This window comes from Marinobacterium rhizophilum DSM 18822 (assembly GCF_000378045.1).
In the GTDB taxonomy this organism is placed as follows: domain Bacteria; phylum Pseudomonadota; class Gammaproteobacteria; order Pseudomonadales; family Balneatricaceae; genus Marinobacterium_A; species Marinobacterium_A rhizophilum.
This window is the reverse complement of sequence record NZ_KB899092.1, coordinates 78,489-90,561: the sequence shown is the minus strand read 5'-3', so window position 1 is coordinate 90,561 and position 12,073 is coordinate 78,489. Positions and strand designations below refer to the sequence as shown.

Annotated in this window: 10 protein-coding genes; 4 read left to right on the top strand and 6 right to left on the bottom strand. The window is 58.2% G+C overall.

Annotation, left to right across the window (positions count from 1 at the left end; all coding sequences use genetic code 11):
- Window positions 1-8: 8 nt before the first annotated feature.
- The 3 genes from F451_RS0105240 to F451_RS0105230 all read right to left on the bottom strand — a co-directional run bounded on the left by F451_RS0105240 (window position 9) and on the right by F451_RS0105230 (window position 3,634).
- Window positions 9-941, bottom strand: a complete 933-nt coding sequence (locus tag F451_RS0105240) for an ABC transporter permease (RefSeq protein WP_205623969.1) — start codon at window positions 939-941, stop codon at window positions 9-11.
- Between the two features lie 60 nt (window positions 942-1,001).
- Window positions 1,002-1,988 (bottom strand): ABC transporter permease, encoded by a 987-nt coding sequence (locus tag F451_RS0105235; RefSeq protein ID WP_020680300.1) that lies wholly within the window; start codon window positions 1,986-1,988, stop codon window positions 1,002-1,004.
- A 68-nt stretch (window positions 1,989-2,056) separates the two neighbouring features.
- The gene (locus F451_RS0105230) at window positions 2,057-3,634 is read right to left on the bottom strand and encodes an ABC transporter substrate-binding protein (protein WP_026291521.1); all 1,578 of its coding nucleotides are present in this window, start codon (window positions 3,632-3,634) and stop codon (window positions 2,057-2,059) included.
- Between the two features lie 472 nt (window positions 3,635-4,106).
- On the opposite strand from F451_RS0105230, the gene F451_RS0105225 reads away from it, so the two are divergent.
- The 3 genes from F451_RS0105225 to F451_RS0105215 all read left to right on the top strand — a co-directional run bounded on the left by F451_RS0105225 (window position 4,107) and on the right by F451_RS0105215 (window position 7,611).
- The gene (locus tag F451_RS0105225; RefSeq protein WP_020680298.1) at window positions 4,107-4,811 is read left to right on the top strand and encodes a GntR family transcriptional regulator; all 705 of its coding nucleotides are present in this window, start codon (window positions 4,107-4,109) and stop codon (window positions 4,809-4,811) included.
- A 115-nt stretch (window positions 4,812-4,926) separates the two neighbouring features.
- Window positions 4,927-6,117: an amidohydrolase family protein gene (locus F451_RS0105220; protein ID WP_020680297.1), complete on the top strand. Its 1,191-nt coding sequence runs from the start codon at window positions 4,927-4,929 to the stop codon at window positions 6,115-6,117.
- Window positions 6,118-6,132: 15 nt separating this feature from the next.
- The gene (locus F451_RS0105215) at window positions 6,133-7,611 is read left to right on the top strand and encodes an amidohydrolase family protein (RefSeq protein ID WP_020680296.1); all 1,479 of its coding nucleotides are present in this window, start codon (window positions 6,133-6,135) and stop codon (window positions 7,609-7,611) included.
- Between the two features lie 63 nt (window positions 7,612-7,674).
- Here the strand turns inward: F451_RS0105215 and F451_RS0105210 are convergent, their stop codons facing one another.
- On the bottom strand, window positions 7,675-9,432 hold the full coding sequence (locus F451_RS0105210; protein ID WP_020680295.1) for a DEAD/DEAH box helicase family protein: 1,758 nt from the start codon (window positions 9,430-9,432) through the stop codon (window positions 7,675-7,677).
- Between the two features lie 203 nt (window positions 9,433-9,635).
- Window positions 9,636-9,941: a putative quinol monooxygenase gene (locus tag F451_RS0105205; RefSeq protein WP_020680294.1), complete on the bottom strand. Its 306-nt coding sequence runs from the start codon at window positions 9,939-9,941 to the stop codon at window positions 9,636-9,638.
- A 126-nt stretch (window positions 9,942-10,067) separates the two neighbouring features.
- Between F451_RS0105205 and F451_RS0105200 the strand changes: the two genes are divergently transcribed.
- The gene (locus F451_RS0105200) at window positions 10,068-10,490 is read left to right on the top strand and encodes a VOC family protein (protein WP_020680293.1); all 423 of its coding nucleotides are present in this window, start codon (window positions 10,068-10,070) and stop codon (window positions 10,488-10,490) included.
- 135 nt (window positions 10,491-10,625) lie between these two features.
- On the opposite strand, the gene F451_RS0105195 is transcribed toward F451_RS0105200, so the two are convergent.
- Window positions 10,626-11,969 carry a DEAD/DEAH box helicase gene (locus F451_RS0105195; RefSeq protein ID WP_020680292.1) on the bottom strand — a complete coding sequence of 448 codons (1,344 nt, stop codon included), beginning with the start codon at window positions 11,967-11,969 and terminating at the stop codon, window positions 10,626-10,628.
- Between the last annotated feature and the right edge of the window lie 104 nt (window positions 11,970-12,073).

The window sequence follows — 12,073 nt, the reverse complement described above, 5'->3', positions numbered from 1 at the left end:
AGGTCCTCTCAGCGCAGTTTTGGGTTCAGCGCATCGCGCAGCCAGTCACCCAGCAGATTGACGGCCAGCACCAGCAGCGCCAGCGTCAGCGACGGAAAGATCACCACCCACCAGATCCCGGAAAACAAAAACTCGTTGCCGATTCGAATCAGGGTCCCCAGTGACGGTTCGGTCGGCGGCATGCCCACACCCAGGAACGACAGCATCGCCTCGGTCAGGATCGCCAGACCCAGGTTGATGGTGGCGATCACGAGCACAGGCCCGAGCACATTCGGCAGGACATGGCGGATCATGATCAGCAGCGGATGCAGCCCGATTACCTTGGCGGCCTGAACATACTCCTTGGACTTTTCCACCATGGTGGAGCCCCTTACCGTGCGGGCATACTGCACCCAACTGGTCATGGCAATGGCCAGTACCAGCACATAGATGGCGGAATCGTGCATCACTTCCTGGGGCAGAAAACTCAGCGCCACACCGTTGATAAGCAGCGCCACCAAAATGGCCGGAAAGCTCAGAATCATGTCGGCCACCCGCATGATGAAGGTATCCACCACACCACCGAGAAAGCCGCTTAAAAGGCCAAGGCTCACGCCAATAATCATGGCCACGAAGACACCGGCAAAACCCACCACCAGAGAGACCCGCAGACCGTACAGCATGGACGACAAGACATCGCGGCCCTGGCTGTCGGTGCCCAGCAGGAAGCGCGCGTCGCCACCCTCCAGCCACATGGGCGGCAGCTCGCTGTCCATCAGATCGAGCGTGGCGACATCAAAGGGGTTATGAGGCGCGATCCAGGGCGCGAACAGCGCCGCCAGAATCATCAGCACCGTCACCAGTGCGGCCACCACGGTAATCCGCGAGCCCTTGAAACTGTAGAAAAGGTCACTGTCCAGAAAGCGGTGCCAGTCATCCCGCATCGTCATTAAGCGTTGCATGGTATTTGCTCTCCCCACGGTGAAACAAAGCTATGGATACCCGTCATGCTCAAGCCCGTCCTAGTGCGAATTAGCTGTGCCACGATCGGCGCACAGGCGCGGATCCAGCAGGAAGTACAGCATGTCGACGATGATGTTGATCACCACGAAGATCAGCGACACCAGCAGCAGGTAAGCCGACATCACCGGGATATCGACGAAACTCACCGCCTGAATAAACAGGAAGCCCATTCCGGGCCACTGGAACACGGTTTCAGTGATGATGGCGAACGCAATCATGGCGCCCAGCTGCAGGCCGATAATGGTGATCACCGGCATCAGGGTATTTTTCAGCGCATGACCAAAGTTAACGGCACGATTGCTCAGACCCCGCGCCCGTGCAAAACGGATATAGTCGGTGCGCAGCACCTCCATCATCTCGGCACGTACCAGGCGCATGATCAGGGTCACCTGGAACAGACCCAGCATGATACCCGGCAAGATCAGCGACTTGAGGCCGCTGGCGGTCAGCAGGCCAGTACTCCACCAGCCAATATTCACCACCTCGCCACGGCCAAAGGATGGCAACCAGTTAAGGGTGACGGAAAAGGTCAGGATCAGCAGAATACCGGTGACAAAGGTCGGCAGGGATATGCCGACCAGGGACAGCGTCTGAAACACATGACTCAGCCAGCTGTGGGATTTGAGGGCCGAATAGACCCCCATGGGGACCCCGACCAGCAGCGAGATGATAAAGGCTACCGCAACCAGTTCCAGCGTGGCCGGCATGCGCTCGGCGATCAGTTCCGACACCGGACGCTGGTTACGATACGATATGCCGAAATCGCCCTGGGCGGCCTGCACGACAAAGGTGGAAAACTGCACGTAGAGCGGTTCGCTCAGACCGAGACTGTCGCGCAACTGTTCGCGCTCCTCGACTGACGCATCCTGGGACAGCATGTTGGTGACCGGATCACCGACGAAGCGGAACATGCTGAACGCCAGCAACGCCACGGCCAGCATCACCAGCATCGATTGCCCCAGCCGACGAATTAGAAAACTAAGCATGGGAATGACTCCTGCGGATAACGGTTAAGGATTACCAGGCGGCCGGCCCCAACGGCCGGCCGCACCTGTCAGTTAACCTTCGCGTACCACAGGCGTGGCTTGTCGTCCGGCGTCTGCGGTAACGTGATGCCCTCACGGATACCCCAGGACAACGGTTGCTGGTGCAGCGGAATCAGTGCGACCTCATCGCGGGCAATTTTTAGCGTTTCCGCCAGCATTGCGCGGCGCTTGGGCTCGTCCAGTTCGCTGGAAATCTGGCCGATGAGCTCATCTATGCGCGCATTGGAATAGCCACCCGGATTCCAGGTGCCCAGTTTCTCGGCCGGCGTTGCCAGAAAGCCCGTCAGTGCGCTGAACGTATCGAGCATGGGCAGGGTCGCCCAGCCGAACATGTAGATATCCGATCCGCCACTGAGCATTTTCTGGAAGTGATTACCCTTGCTCTGGGCCGTCAGATTGGCCTTTATGCCGACCCTGGCCCACATGGAGACGACCGCCTGGCAGATTTCCTCGTCATTCACGTAGCGATCGTTGGTGCAGTCCAGCCCCACCCGAAAACCATCGGGATAGCCTGCCTCGGCCAGCAACGCCTTTGCCGCGGCGGCGTCAAACGGAAAGCGCTCGTTGAGCGCCGCTTCGTAGCCCGGCACTTCCGGCGCCACCACCAGGGCGGAATTGCGGGAATTGCCGCGCATCACCTTTTTCTGGATCAGTTCCATATTAATGGCCTGGTACAAGGCCTTGCGCACCCGCGCGTCCTTGAGCGGATTCTTGCCCTTGATATCGGAATCGTGCAGCTGTTCGTCGCGCTGATTCATGCCGAACATGATGGTGCGCAGCGACGGTGCCTGCAGTACCTGGACACCCGCGGTGGAGTCAATACGCTTGATGTCCTGCAGCGGCGCCGGGTACATCAGATCGATCTCGCCCGACAGCAGGGCCGCCACACGGGTAGCATCAGACGAGATGGGGGTGAACTCGATGCGGGTCAGGTTATGTTGCACCTTGTCCCACCACTGCGGATTGACCTCCAGCACGGTTTTGGCATCGGGCTGACGGCTTTCCAGCTTGAAGGGGCCCGTACCGTTAGCATGGGTGGTGGCATAGTTCTCTTCGCCCTTGCGCAGGTCAATCGCCTGGAGAGCATTGTTCTCGGTCATCCACTCCTTGTCGAAGATATACACATTGGTGAGGTAGTTCAGCAGCAGCGGATCCGCCGTACTCAGCACGATATCGACGCTCATCTCGCCCACCTTGCGGGCATCCACCACTGTCGGCACATTGATGCGAATCGGCGCGTTGGGATCAATGGCCCGCTTGATCGAGGCCACTACGTCATCGGCGTTGAGTGTATTGCCATTATGGAAGGTGACACCCTCACGCAGCTCGAATCGCCAGACATTAGGCTCGACGACCTCCCAACGGGTCGCCAGCGCAGGCTCAAGCTTAAGCTCGGCGTTGTAGCGCACCAGGGGCTCGTAAATATGATGCAGAAAACCCAGAGTATTGCTCTCGGTCACCGAATAGGGATCCAGCGAAGCAATATCGGAAGCTTCCGAGATGCGCAGGGTATTGGCCAGCGAGGGCATCGCCGCGCCAAGTCCCAGAGTCAGGGTCATTGCTACACTAAGCAGTTTTTTTCGCATTATTATTCTCTCGTTATCGCTGCTCTTGCCATCTATGTTCTGCCGAAACTGACACCTGTATTACTGCGCCAGATTCGACCCCGACAGGTTAACGATAATTTATAAATCGTTAACAATCTTGCATTCAATAGATATCAGCCTGCGACGGGTGTCAAGCAAAAAATCCCTCCAAACCTGACCATAACGGCAACTATTTGGCATTTTTTATAGTACTTCAGCCACTTAAAGACACCAGCGCCCGCGGCCATAAGGCCCGATTTTATTTCACTTACGCTGATTTGACGGCAGGCACGGCAGGATGCGTGCCGAACCGGCATTATCGTTAACAATTACAGGTTGCATCGTTATCACAAGAACGCTAGCCTAGCTTCTGAATGTCCCCGCGCTCCCGTTTAGATGGACTTGCGGGGACCACACAGCACTCATCCGCTGCGCCTTACCAATAGATGCAGATACAAAGCGAGTACTTGCCATGGGCACTGCCAAGACGTCTGTAAACAGTCAGCTTGATGCCGCCTACCAGCGTGTCTGGGGGGCTATCGTTTCGCACAGGTTGCTGCCGGGAACACGGCTCAAGGAGGATGACCTGTGCGAATCCTTTGACCTCAGCCGGGGCAATGTCCGCAAGCTGCTGCAGCAACTGGCCCATCACCACCTGGTCACGCTGATTCCCAACAGCGGCGCCTTTGTCGCCAAACCTGGCCGTGAAGAAGCGCAGGAAGTCTTCAAGACCCGTCGCCTGGTGGAACTCGAAATGGTGCGCGAGCTGGCGCAAAAGTGCAGCCCAATGGACCGCCAGATCCTCGAAAAACACGTTGAGCGAGAACACCAGGCCCACAGCGACGGCGACAACAGCCTGCGCATCCGGCTATCGGGGGAGTTCCACCTCCTGATTGGCGCCTTGGCCAAGCGTCCTGTGCTGTATCAGTTTTTGCACGAAATCATTTCCCGCGCGTCACTTATCGTTGCGCTTTATCAGCGCTCGCACTCAGCCAATGGCCGCAGCGCGGGCGATCGCGCCTGTTGCGAACACCACGATCTGATCGACGCCATCGCCGCACACCGCATCGAACAGGCCGTTGAGATCATGGACGCTCATCTGACTGAACTCCAAAATCAGCTCGACCTGGACCCGCCACAGGAACAGCAGGTCGATCTAAAGAAAGTATTTGCCTGATCCGCACGTGCGGCTACGCCGCCCGTGACCACCTGACCTGCCCAACCCCGTGCTGCCGCAATGAGCCGCGCAGGGATGCTGTTCGCCTTTTTTCGAGATAGGAGCTTATAAAACAATGCATAACAACAGCCTGCTGATTCGAAATGTACGCCCGCTGGGCAGGAATGCCACCGACCTGCTGATACGCGACGGCCAGATAGCCGCCCTGGGCACAGATCTCGAAGCGCAAGAAGCAGACACCATCGAAGGCGCCGGGCAGTTGTTGCTGCCTGGCTTGGTCGACGCCCACACCCATATCGACAAAACGTTCTGGGGCCAGCGCTGGCAACGCCACCAGGCGGGCCCGCGCATCATCGACAAGATCGAGAACGAACGCCGCCTGCGCCGCGAGCTGAACCTGTCCGCCGAGGTGCAGTCCGCCAACCAGATCCGCCAGGCCATTCGCATGGGTACCACCCATATACGCACCCATGTGGATGTGGACACCGACATCGGTCTGTCCAGCATCGAAGCGGTACTGGCCAGCAAGGAAACCTTCCGCGACAGCATGACGCTGCAACTGGTTGCCTTTCCCCAGAGCGGCCTGATGATCCGCCCCGGCACCAGGGAGCTGCTGGAAGCCGCAATCGATTCCGGCGCCGATCTTGTCGGCGGCATCGACCCCGGCGCCATCGACCGAGACCCTGCCGGCCATCTGGATTGCATTTTTGACATTGCCGATCGCAAGGGCGTGGGTATCGACATTCACCTGCACGAAGCCGACCAGCTGGGCGCAACATCCATCGAGCTTATTCTGGAGCGCACCCGGGCACTGGGCATGCACGGCAAGGTGACCATCAGCCACGCCTTTTGCCTCGGAATGATCCCTGAAGCCCAGCTGGGCGAGCTGATCACGCAGTTTCAGGCGCTGGATATCACCATCATGACCCATGGTCCCGGGCATATCGCTTTCCCCCCTATCAAGCGGCTGTACGAGGCCGGTGTCAAAATCTGCGCAGGTTCGGACGGCATCCGTGATGCCTGGGGCCCTTACGGCAATGCCGACATGCTGGAACGCGCCATGCTGATGGGCTTTCGCAGCAACTTTCGCCACGACGACGAACTGGAAATGATTCTGGATATCTGCAGCTATGGCGGCGCCAGGACCATAGGCGTGACCGACTACGGTCTTGAGCCCGGCTGCAGTGCCGACTTCGTCCTGGTGGACGCAGAAACCCCCACCCACGCCATCGTCAGCCGCCCGCCGCGCAGCCTGGTCTGCAAGGCCGGACGCATTGTCGCCCGCAATGGCGAATGTCTGGTCTGATTGAGGAGAACTGGCATGAGCTGCACCCGCATTACCGGCCGCTATGTCATCGGCTTTGATGGTACCGGCCACCGCCTGCTCGAAAATGGCGAAGTGGTCTATCAGGATGACCGCATCATCTTCTGTGGCTATGGCTACAGCGGTCCGGTCGACCGGGAGATCGATGCCGGCAACGCCATCGTCGGGCCGGGCTTTATCGATCTTGATGCATTGGCGGACCTGGATTCCACGGTATTGGCGTTTGACAACGGTCCCGCCTGGCGCTGCGGCCGCGTCTGGGCCAGCAGTTACGTCGAACGGGGATCTCGGGAGGTCTACGACCGCAACGACGAAGACTTCATGAAGCGCTACGCCTATGCCCAGCTGCTGCATAACGGCATCACCACGGCATTGCCCATCACCTCCCTGCTGTACCGCGAATGGGCTGAAACCTACGACGAGTTTGCCCGCGCCGCTGACATCGCCGCCGAAATGGGCTTGCGGGTCTATCTGGGGCCGGCCTATCGCACCGGGCTCTCGATGATACGGCCTGATGGGCGTTTCGACATGCACTGGGACGAGGCCCGCGGCTTGCGGGGACTCGACGATGCCATTCGCTTTGCCCAAACCTACGAAAACAGTCACGGCGGCCTAGTGCGCGCCATGCTGGCCCCTGACCGCATTGAGGGCTGTACACAGGAACTGCTGGAACGCAGCATTGCCGCGAGTAACCTGTTGCAGTGCCCGATACGGCTGCACTGCTGCCAGTCGCAGCTGGAAGTGGAAACGATGCAACAGCGCTTTGGCACCTCATCCCTGAGGCTGCTGCAGGATATCGGCTTTCTGGGCCCACGTACCCTGCTGCCCCACGGCCTCTTTCTGGGCGGCGTCCAGGCCCGGCCCGAAAATATTGAACGGGAACTGGACAGCCTGCGCGATTCCGGTAGCACCCTGGTGCACTGCCCCATCGTATTCGGGCGCAGTGGCAAGGCACTGAACAGTTTCAGCCGATTGCGGGCCAGGGGCATCAACATTGGCCTTGGCACTGACACCTTCCCGGCAGACCTGATTCGCAACATGCACGCCGGCGTGATGCTCAACCGGGTTATGGAGGATGATGCCCTCGCAGCGAGTGCCGCCGACTTCTATAACGCCGCCACCCTGGATGGCGCCCGCGCACTCGGGCGCGACGACCTCGGTCGCCTGGCCGCTGGCGCCAAGGCCGATATCACGGTGTTCGACCTGTCGGGCTTTCATCTTGGCCAGCGCGTGGATCCCATCCAGACCATGATCATGAACGGCTGCGGCCGCGATTTTAAAACCGTGATCGTCGATGGTCGCTTCCGCGTGGAGGATTACCGCATCGAGGGGGTGCCCTACGACGAATGGCACCAGCGTGCCCAGGATCAATACGAACGCCTTCGCGCCAGCTATCCGGAGCGCACGCACCTGCACCCGCCAGTCGAACAGATATTTGTACCCAGCTTTGCCCCGCTGCTGCCCGGTGAGTCCTGACGCGCGCCAGGCAAGGCTGGCCGACTGGCAACGGCGCGCTGTCGGCGCGCTCGGCGGCTGGAATCAGGTGTTGTTTTCTGCCCGGAGCGGCCCGGCATCAAAGACCTCAATTTCCAGGTTCTCAATAACGGCCGGCGCCATTAACTGAATTATTTCGCGCATCTGGGGGTCTGACAGCTTTGCTGCCATTATTCGAGGACTGACCACTTCAAACACGCCTGAGCTCACCCTGAGGTAAGGTTCATTCGTTGCCTCGTCCAGAAAGTGGATCATGGGTATTCCGCCAAGGCATTTCATTAGAAATCCCATGTTGTTCTTGACGGAAAATGCGGCACTGTCCGGATACACCTCTTCGGGTGATTTGGCTTTTATATTGATTTTTTGATAACGCTCGATAGCGATAAACGCCAGCGGGTTGAGAATGACCATCTCTTGCTGATCACCAAAGGCAATGGTCTTCGGATACGTTCCCTTGGGCACACTGTTATCCAGGAATTCGTATTTGTAAATCGGTTTGCGGCACGCCAGCCATTTAAAGAACAGTTTCGGAATACCGACATAGGTTTCAACACTGTGGCCGAGAAAGTCTTCCACGGCTTTGTAACGACCGACTTTTAACCCTCTTTCCCAGCCCCGTTGCACCGTTTCTTCCGGCGGCGTGATCACAAAATACATGTGCATCGTATCGACATACCGGGCATAGGTACTATGCAGGATTCGCGATATGCTTTCGGTTGAAAAACTGTCGAAACGAAAGCGGTCAACCAGCAGATGAGGAATCGACTTATCTCGTTTGGCCTTGTCGCGAATATAGTAATCCAGTTTCCGATCGATAATCGCCACCTCCTTGCTGGTCAACCGTCCGGCATACTTGTACGCATCCCCCAGAGCATCATAATCCAGCAGAAGGCGCCGCCAGATATCAGGACTGATCGTTCCATAACCGTCCGATTGAATGCCGTATTCGCCCATAACCTTTTTGAGCATGGGCCGCAGGGAGCTTTTGCCCGCAGCGGATGCCCCCTTCAAGCTAATCAGTACCGGTTTTTCTGCCGAGACGGTTGGCGTCAACCCGATCTGCTGGATCACTTCATGTACCAGCGGCGCAATATGGTGACCAATGACCTGGCTTCCATAGCTGTTGCACACATGGTTAGTGACCAGCCCTGAAAGATAATCGATATCGGATCCGACAAGGCCGCTCGAGCTGGCGATGGAGCCAAGTACGCGATACAGACCTCTGTAGACTGCCTTGGCAACGGGAGCTTGCTCAACAAGCCCTTTCTCTTTGAATCCGGCAATGACGCGATACTGTTTTTCCTGAATGGATTCCTGAAACAGGGAAGCGGGTTTGGGTTTGGGCTTGCGAATTAACTGTAGAATAGAAAAGCGTCTTTTTGCCTGCGTCGTCTGAACAGGGGCCATTAATGAGCTTGTCAGCTCCTGCCGTACCCGGGTCTCAACTTGCTGGCGCAATTCGACATACGCCTGTGTAATAGAGTCCAGATTCGGATCGATATAATCACTGAGCAAATGCTTGGCAATCTCACGAAAGTGCACGCCAAGACCGAACTCGTCCTCCCCTTCTAACGCCACGATATCAGCGGTAACTCTAACCAGCAGTTCATGCAGCGCCAGGCGTTCCGGCCTGAATGCGACCAGCTCTTCCTGTGCGAGCCCGACCTGCCGGGCGATTTCTTCCACATCAGCAAGGCGGGTGAAGACATTTTCCGGCCGATGGATAGTTTCAAGGCACCGATATTCGACAGGAATATCTGATCCAAGACCGGGGTTCCACGCTGAATATTCGGTGCTTTTCATAGATACGCCTGGTCCAACATCGTCGAATGATTGCTACCACTGCATATTACAACAGCGGCGTGGCAGCCGTCGCTTTCGCCCCTGGCATTCACTGCGATGAAAAAACCATTCTTACTGTACGTCAGAATACAGCTTGCGAAGCTGCACAAAAAACCGCCAGGCTCAGAAGGTTCGCAGCAAGGTGAGTATGCGCGGACGACCTCCTACCCCCGGGGCGGAAAGAGCCCGGCCACATCGGCCCGCACGACCTGCTGGCGCTCGATCAGTGCATTGATCTGTTCGCGATCACGCAGGTAATGCGGGCTTTCCTTGTGTGCCTGCAGTGCTTGCGGGCTCTCGTACACCTCATACAGATAGACCCGATCGGCGTGCTCGAGATCAAGCAGCACATCAAAGGTATGGCAGCCTGGCTCCTGGGCAACCGACGCCTGGGCATTGGCAGCAATGAGCGCCAGGTAGCGGTCTTTGGCACCGGGTTTGAGGTCTATGCTGAGAAAAATGCAGTACATGGGCAGCTCCGATTGTAAATGCGATCAATATTAATTACTTTATGTATACAATTAATCGTGACTTTAAATACAAATATAGGTCAAGACAAGCCTTGGCGCTCGTTTTGACAGCACCGGAGACACTGCATGAGCACCCGCCCCAATGCCCTGAACGGCATGCGCCATATCGCCTTTACGGTACTCAACCTGGAAGCAGTGGAACGATTTTACGTCGATCTGCTGGGCATGCAGGTGCTGCACCGCCCGCACCGCAACCTGGTGTACCTCACCCTGGGCAACGACAACCTGTCCCTGAGTCGCGCCAAGGCAGAGGACCGCGCGAGCGGCCCCCAACGACTGGATCATTTTGGATTTATCTGCGATGAACCCGCCGACGTGGATGCCTGGGCCGCCTATCTGGCTGAACAGGGCGTCGAAATTCTGAGTCGTCCCCACGACCACAGTAATGACCCTGGCGTACGCAGCTTTTACTGCCTTGATCCCGCAGGCAATACCGTGCAGCCGATCTACCACCCGGCAGTATCGGGCCAGCGCCTGGCAAAGCCCTGAGGGCCTATTCAGAGAAGCAGCTTGGATTGCGTGCCAGAAACGGCACTGCCGGCCCGCCATCATCTTGTTCTATGCAAGATAATGACGGGCCGGCAGTGGGGTGGCACCAAAGCGCCCGCAAAGCGCTGTCGCTATTTAGCGTACAGCAGGCGTGGCACGACGCGGGCGACGCCGACGCGGCTTGTTAGCCGGTGCCTCGTTGCCGCTCGCCCGACGCGGCTGCTCGGAACTAGCGCTTTTTGAGCGACCCTGGCCGCCACGACGCTGACCCGCGCCGCTTTTGGCGGGCCTTGGCGCCGCAGCCGGCTGTTCGCTCGGTACATAGGTGGCGGCACTGGCCTGCAACATATCCAGATCCACCACAGGGGCGGGTTGCACATCAAACTTCTGTCGCAACAGGCGCTCGATCGCACGGAATTCCTTGTCTTCATCACGGCTGATCAGGGACACCGCTTCGCCACTGGCGCCAGCGCGGCCGGTACGACCAATCCGGTGCACATAATCCGCCGGGACATTGGGCAGTTCGTAGTTCACTACATGGGGCAGATGGTCGATATCCAGGCCACGGGCCGCAATATCGGTTGCCACCAGCACCCGCACATGGCCGCCCTTGAAATCGGACAGTGCGCGAGTACGGGCATTCTGGCTCTTGTTGCCGTGAATGGCCGACGCAGAGATACCGTTGCGTTCGAGCTGCTGGCTCAGGCGGTTGGCACCGTGCTTGGTGCGCGAGAACACCAGCACCTGCGACCAGTTGCCGGCCAGGATCATGTGTGCCAGCACGGTCGCTTTTTCGGTTTTTTCCACCGCATGAAAACGCTGCTCGATCTTGTGCGCCGTTACGTTGCGCGACACTTCGATGCTGGTGGGGTTATGCAGGATATCGCCGGTCAGGCGGCGAATTTCCGGCGAGAAGGTGGCCGAGAACATCAGGTTCTGACGCTTCTTGGGCAGCAACTTCAGAATCCGCTTGATGTCATGAATAAAGCCCATGTCCAGCATGCGGTCAGCTTCGTCCAGCACCAGCATCTGGATGTGTGACAGATCCACGCAACCCTGACCGTGCAGGTCAAGCAGACGACCCGGTGTCGCCACCAGGATATCGACGCCGCGGCGCAGCAGGTCTTTTTGCGGGTTAATGCTGACACCGCCAAACACGATGGCCGAGCGCAACGGCAGATGACGGCCGTAAGTGCTGACACTCTCACCGACCTGGGCGGCGAGTTCACGTGTGGGGGTCAGTACCAGTGCACGCAGCAGGTGACCGTCCGGTGGACGGTGCTCCGAGAGCAGATGCAGCATGGGCAGGGTAAAACCGGCCGTTTTACCGGTGCCGGTCTGGGCCGCTGCCAGCAGGTCACGGCCTTCCAGTACGACCGGAATCGCCTGGGCTTGAATTGGGGATGGGGTTTCGTACCCCTGCTCTTGCACGGCACGCAGCAGTGCGTCGGAAAGTCCGAGAGAGGAAAAAGCAGTCATGAATGTCCGTAATGTGGAATCGGTCGGCAGGCCCTGACGTGTTGTACATACGGCACCGGCCCAGGATACAGCTAAGCGGCGCAGCTTACCGTAAAGCCCCCCCG